The following is a 17,242-nucleotide window of genomic DNA, read 5'->3' on the forward strand; positions in this document are numbered from 1 at the left end:
AACTGATGGTGACTATCGACGCCAGCAATGGACGCCGGAACCCTTGTTCTAGGGCACCAGCGGCCGAATGCACAGCTCTCCGGTGGCGCGGGTCAGGGCCAGATCATGCAGCGCATCGCGGGTCAGACCGGTGCGCGCCTTGGCCAGCCACGCCGGGCAGTTCGGGTCGTGACGGTAGGGTGTGAAGTCGGCGTATTGCTGCAGCAGACGGGTTTGCAACTCATCCAGACGCGGGCGAATCTGCTTGCCCAGATCCGGGCGCGGCGTGTCCGGCGCGGCACCGGCTGCCTGCCACTGTGCGAGCAAACCGTATTGCACCAGTTTGTTGGCCTCCATCTGTGCGGTGATCAACTGCGCGACGTCTTCCGGGTCGAGCTTGCGTTCGGTGGCCAGTTTGCGCGCGTTGTCGATCACCTGCGCCTCACGGGGGCTGTCCTGAATCGGCTTGCCACTGTCCCATTTGGTCAGCGCGACGAGGTCGCCGATGTTCAGGCGTTCGTTCAACGTGTTCACCAATCCTTGCACCACCTCGGGCGAGGGGGCGGGAGCGGCGTGGGCAGTCGTCGTCAAAACAGTCAATAAGGTGCAACTCAGCAGAAATGGGGAACGGCGCATGGGGGGGATTCACTTCCTGTCGTGATGGGGAGGCTATGCACATTGGTCGAGGTGCAGATTACGAAGTTTTAATGCAAACCGGTACGACCTGAACGGCATCGCATACCTTAGACTCTGTCATCAGCTCCCACCCGAGACGGACCTCAATGCAAACCCCCGCTCAATCCCCCCTCTGGAAAACCTACCTGCTGTTCCTGGCCCCGATGGTGCTGTCGAACTTCCTGCAATCGATGTCGGGCACGGTCAACAGCATCTACATCGGCCAGATGCTCGGTACGCAGGCGCTGGCGGCGGTGTCGGGGATGTTTCCGATCATTTTTTTCTTTATCGCGCTGGTCATCGGCCTGGGCGCCGGGGCAGGGGTGTTGATCGGTCAGGCGTGGGGCGCGCGTGAGTCGCATATGGTCAAGGCGATTGCCGGGGCGACGCTGTTGCTTGGGGTATTGATCGGGCTGGTGGCGGCGGTGCTGGGCAGTGTGTTTGCGCGTCAGGCCTTGCAGGGTTTGGGCACGCCGGCGGATGTGCTGGACGATGCGGTGGCCTATGCCCGGGTGATGATGTGGACCTTGCCGTTTGTGCTGGTGTACGTGCTGTTCACCCAGTTGTTACGCGGGGTGAGCGACACACTGTCGCCGATGTTGGCGCTGCTGCTGTCGACCGTTGTCGGGCTGGCGCTGACTCCGGCGTTCATTCGCGGCTGGATCGGCTTGCCGCAACTGGGCATCCAGAGCGCGGCGGTTGCAGGTCTGGCCGGCACGCTGACGTCGATGGCGTGGCTGTCATGGAGCCTGATCCGCAAGGGTCATCCACTGGCGCCGGATCGTGAGTTCTTCGCGGCGCTGCGACTGGACGGCGCAATTCTCGGCAAGGTGTTGCGTATCGGCCTGCCGACCGGGGTGCAGATGATTGTGCTGTCGCTGTCGGAGCTGGTGATTCTGGCGCTGGTCAACCAGCACGGCTCGCAGGCGACGGCGGCCTATGGTGCGGTGACGCAGATCGTCAACTACGTGCAGTTCCCGGCGCTGTCGATTGCGATCACCGCGTCGATCCTCGGCGCCCAGGCGATCGGTGCCGGGCGGTTGGAGCGAATGGGCCCGATCCTGCGCACCGGGCTGTGGATCAACGTGTGCCTGACCGGTGGCTTGATCCTGTCGGGTTACCTGTTGTCGCACTGGTTGTTGGGGTTGTTCCTGACCGAAGACTCGACCCGGGCGATGGCCGAGCACCTGTTGCACATCATGTTGTGGAGCCTGTTGATCTTCGGTTTCCAGGCGATCATCGGCGGCATCATGCGCGCCAGCGGCACGGTGCTGGTGCCGGTGGGCGTGGCGATCATCTGTGTGCTCGGTGTGCAGTTGCCGGCGGCCTACTGGCTGGACGGGCAGTTCGGTCTGCAGGGTGTGTGGATGGCGTTTCCGATTGCGTATCTGGGGATGCTGGTGCTGCAGACGCTGTATTACAAACGAGTCTGGAAGCATCAGAAGATCGAGCGATTGGTGTGACGGGCCGGGTGGGCCTTGGCGGGGCTGGCGCAAGTGCCGGAAGTTTGCTTAAGTCATTCGAGACCCATCGGGCGCCGGAGCTCTCCATGTCGATTCAATTGTTATTGGCTGCCGCGTGTTGCCTGATTGTCGTCCCTGCTGTGCAAGCGGTGGAGTACACCCGCGTCAATACCACCGCCAGTCAGATCAGTTTCACCTACAACCAGATGGGCTCGCGGATGTACGGCACGTTCGGCAAGTTCGATGCGACGCTGGATTTCGACAGCGACAATCTCGCCAATGCCCGCACCACGCTGCACATCGACCTGACCAGCATCGACGCCGGCAGTGAAGACGCCAACACCGAGCTGGTGAAACCGGCATGGTTCGACACCGAGAAATTCCCGGTGGCGGTGTTCGAGTCGACCCGCTTCAGCCCGGCCGGCGACAACCGTTATCTGGTTAACGGCCATCTCACGCTCAAAGGCATCACCCGTGAGGTGCAGGTGCCGGTGCAACTCAAACCCGACAGCAGCATCGGCATTTTCGACGGCGAACTGGTGCTCAAGCGCGACCAGTTCGGGCTCGGTGCAGGGGAGTGGGCGGACACCGTGGTTTCCAAGGACATCGACATCAAGTTCAAGGTCGTTGCCCCCGCGCAGTGACCGGCCTCAGTACGCTCGCCAATGCCCTGGCATCCAGCGCCATTGGTTGCCGGCCCAGCGGTAATGCCCGGCAACCCAGTGATAACCCGGCGCAGGCATGACCGGAACCACCTCAACGATCGGTGGTGGCCGATGCGGGCGAACCGGTTCGACGACACAGCCCGAGAGGGTGATCGCTACCAGCGCGGCAGCGAGCAAGGATTTGATGGTTTTCGCGGAACGCAGAACGTTCATGGCAACTCCTCAAGGCCTGCGTCGGGAAATGAACGCAGTTGAAAAATTGGACGCCAAATCGGCGAAAGATCCGTTCTCGGGCAGATGAAATTTTTGTCAGGCGTGCACAAGGTATGATGTCGCGGTTCGCCGGTCGCTCAACTCGCCCGGCAACCTGTGTTTTACCGTTGGAGTCCGCCCGCCATGCCCCGCATCACCCACTACAAATCCCCATGCCCCGAAGGCGTCAACAGCCAGATCCTGCAGATGGTGGTCGACTATCTGACCGACATCAGCGCTGTAGGGCTGGGCCCGAGCAATCTGCTGTACAACGTCTATCAGTACGCGATCGGCTACGAGGTTCATCTGTACCTGGAGGCGTTGAACGGCGAGAAGGGCACCGAAGTGGAGCTGCTGGTGGCCACCGACGACGATGATCCGGAGCAGGTGATCGGCTTCCTGTTGTACCTGCCGGTGCAGGGCGATTGGGAGGCGTGCAACGTGGCCTATCTGGCGGTGCGCGAGGGGCATCGGCGTCAGGGTGTGGCCCGTTCGTTGATCGCGGACATGGTGGCGCGTTACCCCCATGCCGAACTGACCTGCAGCGTCGGCAAGGTGCCGTATTTCGAAGCGCTGGGTTTCGAGGTGCTGGGCCAGCTCGAAACGCAGGTGCTGATGAGCACTCGGCATTACCGCAGCAACGGGTTGCGCGGTTTTATCGACACGACACCGATCTACCGTTCGCTGGAAGTGCAGCAAATCCACACCTACCTTCTGCAAAAGCACGGCAAGCGCGCGATGCTCGATGCCGAGAAACAGCGCGACCGGCATCTGGATCAGGTCACCCGCCGCACCGAAGAATTTGTTCGTCAGCGCCTGACCGTTCACTGATCCCTTCTCTTTGAAACGACGAAAGCCCTTGTTGCGATATGCGCAGCAAGGGCTTTTTTGTGCCGGTGATTTCAGGACAGTTTCACGTTCATGGTGATCCGCGCCGTGAACACTTTCTTGCCTTCGGCGTCGTGAACATCCACTGGGACGATCTTGTCGCCTTCGGTCTGCCAGTCCAGCCCTTCGCCATTGGCCACGGCGGTCACGTCGGTCTTGGCCTTGGCCAGGTATTCGACGGTCATGCCTTTGGGAATCCAGCGTGCGCCGGCGGGAATCGACACGTCGGTCATCATCCCGGCCGCCAGTTCAGCGGCGTTGCACAGCGCGATGGCGTGCACGGTGCCGAGGTGGTTGGTGATCTCGCGGCGAAACGGCACCTGCACCTGCGCCGAACCTGCCCGCAATTCGGTCACCAGCGGGTTGATGGTGCTGAAGTACGGCGCGACCTGGCAGGCCATCTGGCTGAACGCCTGGGAACCGACACTGTTGAACATGCTGAGAAACTGACTCATGGGGGGGGAGCCTCGCGGTTAGGGGTTTTACAGAATCATGTTCCGTAACAGAATATTGTTCTGTAACGGAACGGTATTCTGTCTGCGGGAAATCTGTCAACCTGTGCGCGTTTCGATCACCGGCACGGACGTGCCCTTTACCCGGATTTTCAAGGCCCATGGACACCGCAGATCTACTCGAACGCAGCTACCCCGGCCGCCGCGCCGAACTCAAGCGCGACATCTTTCGCAAGGCCCTGCGCCTGTTCAACGAGCAGGGCATCGAGGCCACCACCATCGAAATGATCCGTGCCGAGTGTGACACCAGTGTCGGGGCGATCTACCACCACTTCGGCAACAAGGAAGGGCTGGTGGCCGCGCTGTTCTTCACTGCGCTGGAGGACCAGGCGCGCCTGCGCGACGCCTATCTGGCCGACGCGACGACCACCGAAGAGGGCGTGCAGGCGCTGGTCTACAGCTACGTGGATTGGGTCGAGAACCAGCCGGAGTGGGCGCGGTTCCAGTATCACGCGCGTTATGCCGTGACCCGGGGCCCGCACAAGGACGAACTGGCCGAGCGCAACAAGACCCGCAACCTCGGCTTGCGTACCTGGCTGGCCGAGTCCGGGCGCGCGGCTGAACTCAATGAGTGCCCAGCCGAACTGTTGCCGTCGCTGATCGTCGGGCAGGCCGACAGCTATTGCCGTGCGTGGTTGTCCGGGCGAGTGCAGGGCAGTCCGAAGGCCTATCGCCAATTGCTGGCTCAGGCCGCGTGGCGTTCGATCCGACGCGACCCCGAACACTGATTTTCCGAGACAAAAAAAGAGCCTCAAGACTCTTTGATGGGGAGGAAGTAGAGCCCGCGAGGCTCAAGATGCGCATGAAGCCAGGTGCAGGCTTGATTGGGGTTCAGAGCACCCGCACCTACGCAACGGCTTGGCGGACCAAGCGACTGCGTAGTTCCATCGTAGGAAGGAGGGGGGATGCGCTCAAGTACCGTCAGTCACCTGCTTGGGTGGTGCGGGTGGCGGCTCTTTCGACCATCGCAATGATGGTTGCCAATAGCTCGTCACGGGCCTGTTCGGCGCTGATTTCGTCGGTGGCGGCTGCTTGCGACAAGGCTTCGGCGGCGCCGAGCATGGCGCGTAATCCTGGCTGTCCGATCTCTGCGCCGTCAGCGAAAGGCGATAGCACATTGCGGCATTTCTCCAGAAAGATCGCATCGTATTCGCGCTTGATCTTCTCCAGTTCCGGCGTGCTCGCCAGGGCGGCAATCACCCCCGGAATCTCGTTGCCCTGGGTCAGCACGCAATCGACATACGCCGTGGCAATCACCGTCGCGATGCCGTTCAAGGTCGCTTCGGCATTGGCCAGCGCCGCGTCCATCAGCGCCGTCTGGCGCCGGTCGAAATCCTGGTACAGCGCCGCGAGCAAGCCGGCGCGGGTGGTGAAATGGTCGTAGACCACCGGTTTGGTCACGCCGGCTTTTTCCGCCAGGTAGCCGAGAGTCAGGGCATCGGTGCCTTCCTCGCGAATCAGCTGCCAGGCCATGTCGAGCAACTGGCGCTGGCGATCTTCCCGGGACAGGCGGCGACGGGGTTGTGCGGGATCTGGGGTTTCAGTGGTTGACATTGCTTATATACCAAACGTAACTTACTGATGGTAACTTACTAATCGTAACTTATCGAAAGGATAAGCCCTTGGTCAGCAATCACCAACCGGAGATTTCCCCATGCACGCATTGATTGTTGTAGACCACGATGATCCACGTTCGCTGACCCGCGCGTTGGCGCAACAGATTGCCAAAGGCCTGTCGGAAAGCGATCCATCCAACACCTTCGAAATCGCCGACCTGCACGCCGAGGAGTTCGACCCGCGCTTCGGCGTGGCTGACTGGGCGGTGCATCACCGCGAATCCGCGCCACCGGCGGACGTGCTGGCCGAGCAGGCCCGCATTGAACGCGCCGACGCGCTGGTGCTGGTCTATCCGGTGTTCTGGTGGTCGATGCCGGCGTTGCTCAAGGGCTGGATCGACCGGGTATTCAGCAACGGTTGGGCGTACGATTTTGACGGCGATAAGACCCTGAAGAAGCTCGGGCGATTGCGCGTGCATCTGGTCGGCCTCGGCGGGGCGGATGCGCGTACCTACGAACGCCACGGCTACGGCGCGGCGATGAAAGCGCAAATCGATCACGGGATTTTCGATTACTGCGGGGCGACGGTGGCGGGCTCGGCATTGTTGCTGGAGTCCGAGTCGAGCGATCCGGCGATGCAGTTGCAGGCGGCGCGCGAACTCGGACTTGGGTTGTTCCGCTGAGTGTCAGCGAGCGCCCGGCCACCCGGCTTTATCCAGGGCCGCGAGCAGGGTGGCGGCATCCAGCCCCGGCACCGAATGCCCGTTGCCTTCGGTGCTGTCGCTGGCCAGCAAGGCGTTGATGATCGCTTCTTCCACAGCCTCGGTCGCCGCCAGGAACAACTCGCTGATGTGATCGTTGTTGACCATCCGCAAGCCGTCGCAGGTCGACTCGCCTTTACCTTCATAGGCGGCGGCGGGAATATGACCGTTGCCGGTGGCGAAGGCGATGAAGATGTCACCGCTGTGATCCTCATTGCCGCCGCCGGTGCGCGCCAGACCGAGGCTCGCCCGTTGCGCCAGTCGCGTGCATTGATGCGGCAACAGCGGTGCATCGGTGGCGAGGGCCACTACGATCGAGCCCATGCCAGGATGCGGCAACGAAGCGCGCAGGAACGGCGAATCCACTTGTTCCATGTAGCGCCCGACCGGGTAGCCGTCGACTCGCAGTTCGCTGCGAATCCCGTGGTTGGCCTGCACGATTGCGCCTACTGTCCAGCCGCCCTGAGCCTTGCTCAAGCGGCGCGACGCGGTGCCGATCCCGCCCTTGAATTCATGGCAGATCATGCCGCTGCCACCGCCCACCGCGCCTTCCTGCACCGGGCCATCAACCGCATTGCTCATCGCTTCGGCCACATGTTTGGGTTTCACATGAAAGCCGTTGATGTCGTTGAGCAACCCATCGAAGGTTTCAAGCACCACCGGCATGTTCCAGTAGAGCCGACCGTCGTCCGGTTGCTGCGCGCGATCCAGTTCGATCAAGGCATCGCGCACCACGCCGAGGCTGTGGGTGTTGGTGAAGGCGATCGGACTGGTCAGCAGGCCGGCTTCCCGAATCCATTCAAGTCCCGTGGCATCGCCATTGCCGTTAAGCACATGGACCCCGGCGAAACACGGCTGGGCATTGGTCGAACCGGCGCGTGGTTCGATCAGGGTGACGCCGCTGCAAATGTCACGACCGCTGGCAGTGCGGCCGCGTAGGTTGCTATGGCCGATTCGTACGCCGGGTACGTCGGTGATGGCGTTGAGCGGGCCAGGCTGCAATTGACCGATGCGGATATGGAGATCGCGGGCACGTGGTTTCATTGATGTTCTCTCTGTTGAAGGCAGTGATTCGAGGGCTTTTATTGACCGTTCTTGACCTTGCTCCACACCCGCGTACGCACCCGTTCGGTGGCTTTGGGCAAGGGCTCGAGGGTGTACAACGTGGCCATCGCCGTGGCTGACGGGTACACCGCCGGGTTGTCGCGGGTGATCTGGGCAACCAGCGCCGTGGCGGCGCGATTGCCGTTGGGGTAGGACAGGTGATCGCTGACCGGCGCAATCACATCGGGCCGCAGCAAATAGTCGATGAACGCCAGGCCTTGGGCCGGATGCGGCGCGTCCTTGAGCAAGACCAGCGTGTCGAACCACACCGGCGCGCCTTCCTTCGGCAGGCTGTACTGAATCTTCACGCCGTTGCCGGCCTGCTCGGCGGTGGTCTTGGCTTCGAGCATCGCGCCGGACCAACCGACCGCCACGCAGATGTTGCCGTTGGACAGATCACTGATGAATTTAGAGGAATTGAAGTAGGCAATGTGCGGGCGCAGTTTCAGCAGCAGCGCTTCGGCTTTCTGATAGTCCTCGGCCTTGGTGCTGTTCGGCGGCAGGCCGAGGAAGTGCAGCGCGACCGGGAGCATTTCCGACGGCGAATCGAGCATCGCCACGCCGCATTCGCCGAGTTTGGCCAGGTTCTCTTCCTTGAACACCAGATCCCAGGAATCCAGCGGGGCCTTATCGCCCAGCACGGCGCGCACCTTGTCGACGTTGTAGCCGATGCCGTTGGTGCCCCACAGGTAAGGCACGGCGTACTGGTTGCCGGGGTCGTTGTTGGCCAGTTTGCTCAGCAGATCGTTGTCGAGGTTCTTCCAGCCCGGCAGTTGATCGCGGGGCAGCGGGGCGAGGGCGCCGGCCTTGATCAGGGTCGGCAGGCTGAAGTTGCTCGCCACCACCACGTCGTAGCCGCTGCGACTGGTCATCAGTTTGCCTTCCAGTACTTCGGCACTGTCGAAGGTGTCGTAGACCGGTTCGATACCGCTGTCACGCTTGAAATCATGCAGGGTGTTCGGGCCGATGTAGTCGTACCAGTTATAGACATGCACGCTCGGCGCATCGGCCGCCTGCGCACTCAGCGCCGCGGACAAAATGCCCATCAGACCCAGGTTGATATACCCACGATGACCACGCATGATGCGGCACTCCTGGCCTGTTGGCAGGCCGGTGATGAACAGGAGTGGTCAGCCTATCGGGCGGGCCGCGCCGCACCCATTCCCATCATGGGTTACTCAAAAGGGGTAGAGCGTGGACGCGTTGCTGCAGGAATTGCCGGTGCATCAGAGCCTGTCGCGAGTGTTCGCTACGGTCGGTCAGGACGGTTTCTGGCGGGCGCTGGTCGATACGCTGCGGTTGCTGGTGCCGCTGGACAATGCGCTGGTGGCGGTGATGCAAACGGGGCGCCCGCCGCAATTGCTGATCGACTTCGACAGCCAGGGCCGCGCCGACGAGCAGGAAGAACTGGCTGGTTACTGTGCCGGCATGTACCTGCTTGATCCGTTCTATCAGGCCGCCTGCGCCGGGATCTCCGACGGTTTGCACAGCCTTGCATCCGTGGCGCCGGACCAGTTTCTGCACAGCGAGTACTACCAGAGTTACTTCCGCTCGGTGGTCGGCGCGGATGAGCTGCAATTTCTGGTCAACCTCGACGACGGCGTGCTCGGCTTGTCGATGGGCCGCTCGACGGCGTTCAGTTTGCAGGAGCAGGGGCGCCTGCTCTGCGTGCGGGATTGGGTGCTGTCAGCGATGCGTCGGCATGTGCAGTTGATGCCGCCGCAAGGCGCGGCGGTCGAAGCGCCGGTCGGCGATATTGCGGCGCTGCTCGACCGCTTCGACGCCCGCCTGACCGCGCGCGAGATCGACACGGCTCGTCTGATTCTCCAGGGCTTTTCCAGCAAGGCCATCGCCCAGCACATGAACATTTCGCCGGAGACCGTGAAGGTGCACCGGCGCAATCTCTATCACAAGCTCAACGTCACCGGGCATGGCGAGTTGTTTGCGCTGGTGTTGCGGCCGCGCTGACCGGGTCAGCCGATCTGCTTGAACAGCAGCGCTTTCAGACCGCTTTCCGGGTCGATATCCGGAAACTCCGGCGGATTTTCCAGCCGCTGCTCGAAGCGCAGGCTCGGCGCTTCCCGGGTCACGCCGTCGATCAGGAAGTCCGAACCGAACGAAGGATCGTTCATGCACGCCAGCACGCTGCCTTGGGCAGTCAGCAATTCCGGCAGACGACGCAGCACGCGCTGGTAATCCTTGGTCAGCAGAAAACTGCCTTTCTGGAACGACGGCGGGTCGATAATCACCAGATCGTACGGGCCGCTGTTGATCACCTTGCCCCAGGACTTGAACAGGTCGTGGCCGAGGAAGCTCACCTTGCTCAGGTCGTGCCCGTTCAACCGGTGATTGTCGCGGCCCCGGCTCAGGGCCGCGCGGGACATGTCGAGGTTGACCACATGGCTGGCGCCACCTTCGATGGCCGCCACCGAGAAGCCGCAGGTGTAGGCGAAGAGGTTCAGCACCCGTTTGCCCGCCGCCTGTTCACGTACCCAGTTGCGCCCGTAACGCATGTCGAGGAACAGCCCGGCGTTCTGCTTGCGGCCCAGATCCACGCGGTATTTGAGCCCGCCTTCGACGATGGTCATTTCGTCGATTTCTTCACCGAGCAGCCATTCGGCGGTGCTTTGCGGCAAGTAACGGTGCTGGATCAGCAGGGTGTGGGCGCCGGACTGCTGCCATGGCTCCGAACCGGTGATTTCCAGCAGCAGGCGCTTGAGGTCGTCCAGCTGCGAAGCCTCGGGCTCCTTGAACAATGACACCAGCACCACGCCCTGCAGCCAATCCACAGTGACTTGCTCCAGCCCCGGCCAGCAACGCCCGCGCCCATGGAACAGACGCCGGGTTTCGGCCGGGGCCGAAGTCAGCGCAGTGAGCAGGTGGGCATGGAGAACGGCTAGGGCTTGAGGGTTCATCAATCAGGATCGGCCAGCAAAAGGGCGCGCATTTTAAACGCAATTATGCGCCGGCGACTGCCCGTCGAACGGCTGTTATCGAAAAGACCTGTATCAAAAATGAATTTCTGTAGAAGGCGCTGCTCATACCAGATAAGCAGCGGGATCAAGCCGCTAAATCGTTCATGCAATTCAGGGAGTGCCAGTTCATGTGTCCAATTTCGACGTCGAGCGCGCACCTTCCTGGCGGATTGATTCTGGTAGTCGAGGACGATCCGTTGATTCTGGAGTTTCTTTGCGAAATTCTTCAGGAGGAAGGTTTCAAGGTCGAGCCGCAGACCAGTGCCGATGCGGCCTCGCAATACCTGGAAGAGCACGCGCCGGAAGTGGCGCTGCTGCTCACCGACATCACCATGCCCGGCACCCTTAACGGCGCGGACCTGGCCAATCTGGTCGGCGATCGCTGGCCGGACAAACCGGTGATGGTCATGTCCGGTTATGAAACGCCGGAAACCTCAGGGGTGAAACATCCGGTGGCGTTCATCAAGAAGCCTTGGGCAATCGGCCAGTTGCTCGATTGCGTGGACAGTGCGTTCAAATCCAGGGCGCCGCGTCTGCACTGAAGCGTCCTGCAAGTGCTACATTGCCGGGCATCGTTGCCCGGCCCCTTGCGAGGAAGTGATCTTTTGTCAGCTCACGAGACTATTTTCAACCGCGCGTTCGGCGCGTTCCTGTTCGACATGGACGGCACCGTCCTCAACTCCATCGCCGCCGCCGAGCGGATCTGGTCCGCCTGGGCCGTGCGCCACGGGGTGAACGTCGAAACGTTCCTGCCGACCATCCATGGCGTGCGCGCCATCGACACCATCACGCGTTTGAACCTGCCGGGCGTGGACGCCGAGGCGCAAGCGGCGTTCATCACCACGGCGGAAATCGAAGACGTCGAAGGCATTGTCGAGATTCCCGGTGCTGCGGCGTTTCTCAAGTCGTTGCCGGCGGATCGCTGGGCCATGGTGACCTCGGCGCCACGGGATCTGGCATTGCGGCGGATGGCGGCGGCGGGGATTCCTGAACCGGCGGTGATGATCACCGCTGAAGACGTGAGCGCCGGCAAACCGGATCCGGCCGGTTATCGACTGGCGGCCAAACGCCTGGGCCTTGAGCCGGCGGACTGCCTGATTTTCGAAGACGCCACCGTCGGCATCCAGGCCGCTGAAGCCGCCGGTGCGCCGTTGATGATCATCACCACGACTCACCAGCATCCGCTTGAAACTGCACACGCGACCATCGCCAGTTACCGCGACATTGCGCTGAGCATCGACAGCGACGGCCAGCTGCGCCTGCAACCTCAATAAACCCAGGGCACCAGTCGCCAGCTGCGCGCGCAATAAGCGTCGTATTCGGCGCCGAACTGCGCACGCAGCAGGGCCTCTTCGGCGTGGATGCGGGCGATCAGCGGGATCAGCGTCAGCGCCGCCAGCAACAGGCCGACCACCGAACGAAACGCCAGTGCCCAGCCGATCGCATTGATCACCAGCCCCAGATAACTGGGGTTGCGCAGATGCCGGTAGATGCCTTCGGTGACCAACCTGTGCCCCGGCTGAATCGCCACCAACCCGCTGAACCGATGGCCCAGCACAAACACCGGCCATAAACGCAATCCGCCGCCGACGATAAACAACAGCGCTCCCAGCCAACGGGTGCCTTCGCGGCCGATGGTCCAAAAGCCGATGCGGTCGCAATAAGCCGGCAGAAAGGCACTGACCAATCCGATTACGGCGAACGCCGGAATCACCCAGCGATTGGCCCGGTCCTCGCGCTCGCCGGTGCTCAGATTCACTTCCGTGAACAGCGACGCCACCACCATGGCCAGCGTGGCCAAGGCCACCACGACCAATGCGCCGTGAGAAAAAAACACCGCCACGCCACCGATGCCCCACATCGCCAGGCCCAGATAGGCGAGGGTGGCGAGCACTGCGACCACGGTCATTTGCGCAGACATTTTCATAGGCACCTCACGGGCTGTTCCGTTCAGTGTAGATCCCGGCACGATCCCCGGCGTTTAGCCGCTGGCAACGGCGTATGGAGGATCAACGGCGTGCGCGGTTTCGCTGGCGGTGGCGTACCTTGATCATTCGGCGCTGGCGGGAGCGCATGATGTGGTGGTCATTGTTTGTGGCGGGGTGAGTATCAGTGCGCAGCTGTTGGCGGGGTGGGCGCGGTAGGGGGCTTGAATGCTCAGGAGTTCCGCGTAGACCGCTTGCCCTCACCCCAGCCCTCCCGAAACGTCGGACCGCCCGGAGGGAGAGGGGGCCGACCGAGGTGTTTTGAGGGATGCATCGACCTGAGATACCGAGTCGACTATGGATTCCGGGCGTCTATCTGGGACTTCGAGTCGACTATGGATTCCGGGCGTCTACCTGGGACTTCGAGTCGATTATGGATTCAAAACATTTCGCTCACGTCGGCGGATCTCTTCAATATCCCCCGATCGGTGCCCTCTCCCTCCGGGAGAGGGCTAGGGTGAGGGGGCTTCTGGATCAGAGTCGCAATCGACGCTCCTGCGCAATCCGCTCAATCTGCTCCAACACCTCACCCATCTGCTGAATCACCTCCAGGTTACTGAACCGCACCACCTCAATCCCCAGCCGCTGAAGATAAACCGTACGCCGCCGGTCATGAATTTCTCCCACCTCCTCAAAGTGCTGCCCCCATCCAGCTCTACCGCCAGCTTCAATTCCACACAGTAGAAATCCAGCACAAATGGCGGAACCGGCACCTGCCGCCGAAATTTCAGCCCCGCCACCTGCCGCGCCCGCAGCTTCTGCCAGAGCAGTTGCTCACAATCGGTCTGGCTGGCGCGTAAGCGGCGGGCGAATCGGCGCTGGTCGAGGGTCGGGCGATTTTGCATGCTTCACGTCCTTGTGAAGTGGAATGGAAAATTCACTGTAGACCAGACCAACTCTCAGTGCCGGATCAACCTGGTTATGGATTCACACCAGATTTTTCAGGTCGTTGTATCACGTCAATATCCCTCGATAGGACCCCTCTCCCTACGGGCGGTCCGACGCTTCGAGAGGGCCAGGGTGAGGACCTGCGGATTTTCAGGCGCCGGAGATATCGGACCCGGTCAACACTTTACGAAACGTCTCCACCAACGGCCGTAAATTGACTCGGTGCCAAGCCGCCCACAACGGCGTGGTAAACGCCAGCCACGGCACTTCCCGCAGCACCACGCCCGGCGGTGCGTTGTGGCTCAGGCCTTTCTGGATCATCGCGATCCCCAGGCCCGAGGCGACCAGCCCCAGCGCGGTAAACGGCTCGGTGGCCTGCATCCGCACATCCGGGGTGAAGCCTGCACGGATGCAGGCGCTGACGAACTCATCGTCGGCCCCTTGGCGTGGCTGCACGCCGATCCATTCCTGATCGGCCAGATCCGCCGGGGTCAGCGACGCCAGTTGGTTCAGCGGGTGTCCTTCGGGCAGCGCCAGCAGCATCGGGTCGTCCAGCACCTGAAAGCCCAGCAGGTCGGGATCGTCGATCGTCGGCGGTTCACTGACCAGCGCGATATCGAGGCTACGCTGACGCAGGCCTTCCAGTTGTTCGGCAGAACTCAGGTTGTACAGCGCGACATGCACGTTAGGCCGGTCGACCCGCAGTACGCGCAAGGCATTGGGCAAAACCCCGGCGTGCATCGCGTTCTCGATGTAGCCGATGCACAGGCCGCCTTCTTCGCCACGGCCCAGGCGTTTGCCGAGGGATTCCAGGCGGTTGGCGTGGGTCAGCAGGGCGCGGGTTTCGGCGAGAAAGGTCTGGCCGTCGCGGGTCAGGCGAATGCGCTGCTGGCTGCGTTCGAACAGGGTCAGGCCCAGGCGTTCTTCGAGCTGGGCGATCTGTCGGCTCAGGGGCGACTGGGAAATGTGCAGGCGCTCGGCGGCGCGGCCGACGTGTTCTTCCTCGGCGACGGCGACGAAGTAGCGCAATTGGCGGATGTTGATCATGTCAGACCTTCAGGGACTCAAGTGCTGCGGATTATGTCTTGGACGGTCTGAGTGGCGCAATCTAGGATTTGCTCAACGGTCAACACCGACCACGAACTACGAGGACAGCATCATGAGCTTGAAAGACAAACTCCCCGGCCAACTCGGCTTCGGCACCGCGCCACTGGGCAACATGTTTCGCGCCATTCCTGAAGAAGAAGCGCAAGCCACCGTGCACGCAGCGTGGGATGCCGGCGTGCGGTACTTCGACACCGCACCGTTCTACGGCTCGGGCCTCTCGGAAATCCGCCTCGGCGAAGCACTGTCCCGCTACAAGCGCGACGACTATGTGCTCAGCACCAAGGTCGGCCGGGTGATTCTCGATGAAGTCGAAGACGCCGCCGCCCGGGATCTGGGCGAGAAAAGTGGGGTGTTCGAACACGGTCGCCCGAACAAGATCGTCAACGACTACAGCGCCGACGCCACGCTGCGCTCGATCGAAGACAGCCTCAAGCGTCTGAAAACCGATCGCCTCGACATCGTCTGGGTCCACGACATCGCTCAGGATTTCTACGGCGATCAATGGCTCGAGTACTTCAATCAGGCCCGCACCGGCGCCTTCAAAGTCCTGACCCGCCTGCGCGAAGAAGGCGTGATCAAGGGCTGGGGCCTGGGCGTGAACAAGGTCGAGCCGTGCGAGTTGACGCTGGACCTGACCGAGGCGCAGCCTGACGGCTTCCTGCTGGCCGGCCGCTATACCTTGCTCGACCACGACCGCGCCTTGCAGCGTTTGATGGATTCGGCGCGGGCGCAGAATGTTGAAATCGTGGTCGGCGGCCCCTACAGCTCGGGGATCCTGGCCGGCGGCGCGCACTTCGAATACCAGAAGGCCAGCCCTGAGATCGTGGCGAAGGTCGAGCAGATCAAACGCATTGCTGCGGCCCATGGCGTGGATGTCAAAGCGGCTGCACTACAATTCTCGCTGGCCAATCCGGCCGTGGCAGCCGTGATTCCCGGCGCGAGCAAACCGGGGCGCATCGCTGAAGATGTGGCGGCGCTGTCGGCGGTCATTCCGGCCGGTTTCTGGCAGGCCATGCGTGAAGCGAAACTGGTGTCCGAACGTGCACCATTACCCATCGACGAGGTGAAAGCATGAAGATCGATCTGAGCGGAAAACTGGCGATTGTCAGCGGCAGCACGGCGGGCATCGGTTTGGGCATCAGCCAGTCGCTGGCCGAGGCGGGCGCCACGGTGGTGGTGATCGGTCGCGACGCGGCCAAGGTCGAGCAGGCGCTGGCAAGCATTCGAGGCAAAGTGCCGGGGGCGCAACTGCGCGGTCTGACGGCGGATCTGGGCACGGCCGAAGGCGCGCAGAAACTGTTCGCCGCTGAACCGAAAGCCGACATCCTGGTGAACAACCTCGGCATCTACAACGCCGTGGATTTCTTCGATGCGCCGGACGATGAGTGGACGCGCTTCTATGAAATCAACGTGATCTCCGGCGTGCGCCTGTCGCGGCATTACGTGCCGGCGATGGTCGAACAGGGCTGGGGCCGGGTGATCTTCCTGTCTTCGGAATCCGGCGTGGCCACTCCGGCTGACATGATCAATTACGGCGTGACCAAAAGCGCCAACCTTGCGGTGTCCCACGGCCTGGCCAAACGCCTGGCGGGCACCGGGGTTACGGTTAATGCGATTTTGCCCGGGCCGACCTTCACCGACGGTGTCGAGGAAATGCTCAAGGATGCCGCCGCCGAATCTGGCCGCAGCCTGCGGGACGAGGCTGACGCCTTTGTGCGCCGCGCCCGCCCGAGCTCGATCATCCAGCGCGTGGCGGATGTCGAAGAGGTCGCGCACCTGGTCACCTACATCGCTTCACCGCTGTCTTCAGCCACCACCGGCGCCGCGTTGCGGGTCGACGGCGGCGTGGTCGACAGCCTGACTATCTGAATTTATCGAGAGACTTTTTATTTATGGCAACAGCATCAGCAACGATCGACATCCCGGCTTCGGCCGATCAGGTCTGGCAATTGATTGGCGGCTTCAACACCCTGCCGGACTGGCTGCCGTTCATTCCCAACAGCGAACTGAGTGAAGGCGGGCGTGTGCGCACCCTGCAAACCGCTGACGGCGGGGTGGTGGTCGAGCGTCTGGAGACGTTCGATAACGCGGGCAAAACCTACAGCTATTCGATTCTGCAGGCACCGTTTCCGGCCACCGATTATCTGGCGACGATTCGTGTTGAAGCCCAGGGGCAGGGCGCGAAGGTGACGTGGTCGGGACGCTTCACGGCCAAGGGCGTGAGCGATGAGGAAGTGGTGGCGTTGTTCAGCGGCATCTATCAGGGTGGCCTCGAAGCGCTGCGCGCGAACTATCCCGCCTGAGCTCTACTTGATCGCTCCCACGCTCTGCGTGGGAACGCCTCAAGGGACGCTCCGCGTTCCAGCTCTGGAAGGGACGCGGAGCGTCCCGGGCTGCATTCCCACGCAGAGCGTGGGAACGATCTATCAAAC

20 protein-coding genes and 2 pseudogenes are annotated in these 17,242 nt (G+C 62.1%); 12 read left to right on the top strand and 10 right to left on the bottom strand.

Translation table 11 applies throughout. From position 1 onward, the window contains the following. Positions 1 to 48 precede the first annotated feature (48 nt). Positions 49 to 615 carry a chorismate mutase gene (locus ACKUG4_RS15725; RefSeq protein WP_445434359.1) on the bottom strand — a complete coding sequence of 189 codons (567 nt, stop codon included), beginning with the start codon at positions 613 to 615 and terminating at the stop codon, positions 49 to 51. 146 nt (positions 616 to 761) lie between these two features. On the opposite strand from ACKUG4_RS15725, the gene ACKUG4_RS15730 reads away from it, so the two are divergent. Beyond that, positions 762 to 2,117, top strand: coding sequence for an MATE family efflux transporter (locus ACKUG4_RS15730; protein WP_236189154.1), 1,356 nt, complete (start codon positions 762 to 764; stop codon positions 2,115 to 2,117). Between the two features lie 86 nt (positions 2,118 to 2,203). Beyond that, positions 2,204 to 2,761 carry a YceI family protein gene (locus ACKUG4_RS15735; RefSeq protein WP_236189153.1) on the top strand — a complete coding sequence of 186 codons (558 nt, stop codon included), beginning with the start codon at positions 2,204 to 2,206 and terminating at the stop codon, positions 2,759 to 2,761. A gap of 6 nt (positions 2,762 to 2,767) precedes the next feature. On the opposite strand, the gene ACKUG4_RS15740 is transcribed toward ACKUG4_RS15735, so the two are convergent. Beyond that, positions 2,768 to 2,995, bottom strand: coding sequence for a YXWGXW repeat-containing protein (locus tag ACKUG4_RS15740; RefSeq protein WP_039767335.1), 228 nt, complete (start codon positions 2,993 to 2,995; stop codon positions 2,768 to 2,770). Between the two features lie 183 nt (positions 2,996 to 3,178). On the opposite strand from ACKUG4_RS15740, the gene ACKUG4_RS15745 reads away from it, so the two are divergent. Beyond that, positions 3,179 to 3,865 (top strand): GNAT family N-acetyltransferase, encoded by a 687-nt coding sequence (locus ACKUG4_RS15745; RefSeq protein WP_445434360.1) that lies wholly within the window; start codon positions 3,179 to 3,181, stop codon positions 3,863 to 3,865. A 71-nt stretch (positions 3,866 to 3,936) separates the two neighbouring features. Here the strand turns inward: ACKUG4_RS15745 and ACKUG4_RS15750 are convergent, their stop codons facing one another. Further along, a complete protein-coding gene (locus ACKUG4_RS15750; RefSeq protein WP_011334899.1) occupies positions 3,937 to 4,377 on the bottom strand; it encodes a hotdog fold domain-containing protein in 441 nt (146 codons plus the stop codon). 158 nt (positions 4,378 to 4,535) lie between these two features. Here ACKUG4_RS15750 and ACKUG4_RS15755 point away from each other — a divergent pair, with 158 nt between their 5' ends. After that, complete coding sequence (locus ACKUG4_RS15755; RefSeq protein ID WP_445434361.1) at positions 4,536 to 5,162, top strand: TetR/AcrR family transcriptional regulator; 627 nt, start codon at positions 4,536 to 4,538, stop codon at positions 5,160 to 5,162. 193 nt (positions 5,163 to 5,355) lie between these two features. Here the strand turns inward: ACKUG4_RS15755 and ACKUG4_RS15760 are convergent, their stop codons facing one another. Further along, the gene (locus tag ACKUG4_RS15760) at positions 5,356 to 5,988 is read right to left on the bottom strand and encodes a TetR/AcrR family transcriptional regulator (RefSeq protein WP_445434362.1); all 633 of its coding nucleotides are present in this window, start codon (positions 5,986 to 5,988) and stop codon (positions 5,356 to 5,358) included. A 100-nt stretch (positions 5,989 to 6,088) separates the two neighbouring features. Between ACKUG4_RS15760 and ACKUG4_RS15765 the strand changes: the two genes are divergently transcribed. Next, positions 6,089 to 6,673, top strand: coding sequence for an NAD(P)H-dependent oxidoreductase (locus ACKUG4_RS15765; protein ID WP_445434363.1), 585 nt, complete (start codon positions 6,089 to 6,091; stop codon positions 6,671 to 6,673). Positions 6,674 to 6,676: 3 nt separating this feature from the next. On the opposite strand, the gene ACKUG4_RS15770 is transcribed toward ACKUG4_RS15765, so the two are convergent. Both ACKUG4_RS15770 and ACKUG4_RS15775 read right to left on the bottom strand, forming a co-directional pair. Further along, positions 6,677 to 7,795, bottom strand: coding sequence for a DmpA family aminopeptidase (locus ACKUG4_RS15770; RefSeq protein ID WP_445434364.1), 1,119 nt, complete (start codon positions 7,793 to 7,795; stop codon positions 6,677 to 6,679). Between the two features lie 38 nt (positions 7,796 to 7,833). Next, the gene (locus ACKUG4_RS15775) at positions 7,834 to 8,937 is read right to left on the bottom strand and encodes a polyamine ABC transporter substrate-binding protein (RefSeq protein WP_445434365.1); all 1,104 of its coding nucleotides are present in this window, start codon (positions 8,935 to 8,937) and stop codon (positions 7,834 to 7,836) included. A 112-nt stretch (positions 8,938 to 9,049) separates the two neighbouring features. Between ACKUG4_RS15775 and ACKUG4_RS15780 the strand changes: the two genes are divergently transcribed. Further along, complete coding sequence (locus ACKUG4_RS15780; protein ID WP_445434366.1) at positions 9,050 to 9,823, top strand: helix-turn-helix transcriptional regulator; 774 nt, start codon at positions 9,050 to 9,052, stop codon at positions 9,821 to 9,823. 5 nt (positions 9,824 to 9,828) lie between these two features. On the opposite strand, the gene ACKUG4_RS15785 is transcribed toward ACKUG4_RS15780, so the two are convergent. Further along, positions 9,829 to 10,770 carry a class I SAM-dependent methyltransferase gene (locus ACKUG4_RS15785; protein WP_445434367.1) on the bottom strand — a complete coding sequence of 314 codons (942 nt, stop codon included), beginning with the start codon at positions 10,768 to 10,770 and terminating at the stop codon, positions 9,829 to 9,831. Between the two features lie 188 nt (positions 10,771 to 10,958). Here ACKUG4_RS15785 and ACKUG4_RS15790 point away from each other — a divergent pair, with 188 nt between their 5' ends. Together ACKUG4_RS15790 and ACKUG4_RS15795 are read left to right on the top strand one after the other, a co-directional pair. Further along, positions 10,959 to 11,372 carry a response regulator gene (locus ACKUG4_RS15790; RefSeq protein ID WP_039767308.1) on the top strand — a complete coding sequence of 138 codons (414 nt, stop codon included), beginning with the start codon at positions 10,959 to 10,961 and terminating at the stop codon, positions 11,370 to 11,372. Positions 11,373 to 11,435: 63 nt separating this feature from the next. Further along, positions 11,436 to 12,104, top strand: coding sequence for an HAD family hydrolase (locus tag ACKUG4_RS15795; protein ID WP_236189147.1), 669 nt, complete (start codon positions 11,436 to 11,438; stop codon positions 12,102 to 12,104). On the opposite strand, the gene ACKUG4_RS15800 is transcribed toward ACKUG4_RS15795, so the two are convergent. Then, on the bottom strand, positions 12,098 to 12,757 hold the full coding sequence (locus ACKUG4_RS15800) for a methyltransferase family protein (RefSeq protein ID WP_064597628.1): 660 nt from the start codon (positions 12,755 to 12,757) through the stop codon (positions 12,098 to 12,100). The genes ACKUG4_RS15795 and ACKUG4_RS15800 overlap by 7 nt on opposite strands. 88 nt (positions 12,758 to 12,845) lie before the next feature. Between ACKUG4_RS15800 and ACKUG4_RS15805 the strand changes: the two are divergent. Further along, a pseudogene (locus tag ACKUG4_RS15805) lies at positions 12,846 to 12,974 on the top strand (pyridoxal-phosphate dependent enzyme); the annotation flags it as partial. A 315-nt stretch (positions 12,975 to 13,289) separates the two neighbouring features. Here the strand turns inward: ACKUG4_RS15805 and ACKUG4_RS15810 are convergent. Together ACKUG4_RS15810 and ACKUG4_RS15815 are read right to left on the bottom strand one after the other, a co-directional pair. Then, a pseudogene (locus ACKUG4_RS15810) lies at positions 13,290 to 13,660 on the bottom strand (endonuclease domain-containing protein). 193 nt (positions 13,661 to 13,853) lie between these two features. Further along, positions 13,854 to 14,750 carry a LysR substrate-binding domain-containing protein gene (locus ACKUG4_RS15815; RefSeq protein ID WP_445434368.1) on the bottom strand — a complete coding sequence of 299 codons (897 nt, stop codon included), beginning with the start codon at positions 14,748 to 14,750 and terminating at the stop codon, positions 13,854 to 13,856. Between the two features lie 112 nt (positions 14,751 to 14,862). Between ACKUG4_RS15815 and ACKUG4_RS15820 the strand changes: the two genes are divergently transcribed. Genes ACKUG4_RS15820 through ACKUG4_RS15830 form a run of 3 tightly spaced genes read left to right on the top strand, consistent with a single transcriptional unit; the run spans position 14,863 to position 17,113 of the window. Next, positions 14,863 to 15,885, top strand: coding sequence for an aldo/keto reductase (locus ACKUG4_RS15820; protein ID WP_236189145.1), 1,023 nt, complete (start codon positions 14,863 to 14,865; stop codon positions 15,883 to 15,885). Beyond that, positions 15,882 to 16,679 carry an SDR family NAD(P)-dependent oxidoreductase gene (locus ACKUG4_RS15825; RefSeq protein ID WP_064597620.1) on the top strand — a complete coding sequence of 266 codons (798 nt, stop codon included), beginning with the start codon at positions 15,882 to 15,884 and terminating at the stop codon, positions 16,677 to 16,679. The genes ACKUG4_RS15820 and ACKUG4_RS15825 overlap by 4 nt, the downstream gene beginning before the upstream one ends. A gap of 23 nt (positions 16,680 to 16,702) precedes the next feature. Next, positions 16,703 to 17,113 carry an SRPBCC family protein gene (locus ACKUG4_RS15830; protein WP_064597619.1) on the top strand — a complete coding sequence of 137 codons (411 nt, stop codon included), beginning with the start codon at positions 16,703 to 16,705 and terminating at the stop codon, positions 17,111 to 17,113. Positions 17,114 to 17,242: the final 129 nt, after the last annotated feature.

This window comes from Candidatus Pseudomonas auctus, assembly GCF_048654275.1.
Lineage (GTDB): Bacteria > Pseudomonadota > Gammaproteobacteria > Pseudomonadales > Pseudomonadaceae > Aquipseudomonas > Aquipseudomonas pharyngis.

Excerpts from the sequence above, each read along its gene's own strand:
- ACKUG4_RS15760 (WP_445434362.1), bottom strand. The coding sequence starts at position 5,988 with ATGTCAACCACTGAAACCCCAGATCCCGCACAACCCCGTCGCCGCCTG.
- ACKUG4_RS15770 (WP_445434364.1), bottom strand. The coding sequence starts at position 7,795 with ATGAAACCACGTGCCCGCGATCTCCATATCCGCATCGGTCAATTGCAG.
- ACKUG4_RS15725 (WP_445434359.1), bottom strand. The coding sequence starts at position 615 with ATGCGCCGTTCCCCATTTCTGCTGAGTTGCACCTTATTGACTGTTTTG.
- ACKUG4_RS15765 (WP_445434363.1), top strand. The coding sequence starts at position 6,089 with ATGCACGCATTGATTGTTGTAGACCACGATGATCCACGTTCGCTGACC.
- ACKUG4_RS15735 (WP_236189153.1), top strand. The coding sequence starts at position 2,204 with ATGTCGATTCAATTGTTATTGGCTGCCGCGTGTTGCCTGATTGTCGTC.
- ACKUG4_RS15775 (WP_445434365.1), bottom strand. The coding sequence starts at position 8,937 with ATGCGTGGTCATCGTGGGTATATCAACCTGGGTCTGATGGGCATTTTG.
- ACKUG4_RS15730 (WP_236189154.1), top strand. The coding sequence starts at position 762 with ATGCAAACCCCCGCTCAATCCCCCCTCTGGAAAACCTACCTGCTGTTC.
- ACKUG4_RS15785 (WP_445434367.1), bottom strand. The coding sequence starts at position 10,770 with ATGAACCCTCAAGCCCTAGCCGTTCTCCATGCCCACCTGCTCACTGCG.
- ACKUG4_RS15825 (WP_064597620.1), top strand. The coding sequence starts at position 15,882 with ATGAAGATCGATCTGAGCGGAAAACTGGCGATTGTCAGCGGCAGCACG.
- ACKUG4_RS15815 (WP_445434368.1), bottom strand. The coding sequence starts at position 14,750 with ATGATCAACATCCGCCAATTGCGCTACTTCGTCGCCGTCGCCGAGGAA.
- ACKUG4_RS15830 (WP_064597619.1), top strand. The coding sequence starts at position 16,703 with ATGGCAACAGCATCAGCAACGATCGACATCCCGGCTTCGGCCGATCAG.
- ACKUG4_RS15820 (WP_236189145.1), top strand. The coding sequence starts at position 14,863 with ATGAGCTTGAAAGACAAACTCCCCGGCCAACTCGGCTTCGGCACCGCG.
- ACKUG4_RS15755 (WP_445434361.1), top strand. The coding sequence starts at position 4,536 with ATGGACACCGCAGATCTACTCGAACGCAGCTACCCCGGCCGCCGCGCC.
- ACKUG4_RS15750 (WP_011334899.1), bottom strand. The coding sequence starts at position 4,377 with ATGAGTCAGTTTCTCAGCATGTTCAACAGTGTCGGTTCCCAGGCGTTC.
- ACKUG4_RS15740 (WP_039767335.1), bottom strand. The coding sequence starts at position 2,995 with ATGAACGTTCTGCGTTCCGCGAAAACCATCAAATCCTTGCTCGCTGCC.
- ACKUG4_RS15800 (WP_064597628.1), bottom strand. The coding sequence starts at position 12,757 with ATGAAAATGTCTGCGCAAATGACCGTGGTCGCAGTGCTCGCCACCCTC.
- ACKUG4_RS15745 (WP_445434360.1), top strand. The coding sequence starts at position 3,179 with ATGCCCCGCATCACCCACTACAAATCCCCATGCCCCGAAGGCGTCAAC.
- ACKUG4_RS15790 (WP_039767308.1), top strand. The coding sequence starts at position 10,959 with ATGTGTCCAATTTCGACGTCGAGCGCGCACCTTCCTGGCGGATTGATT.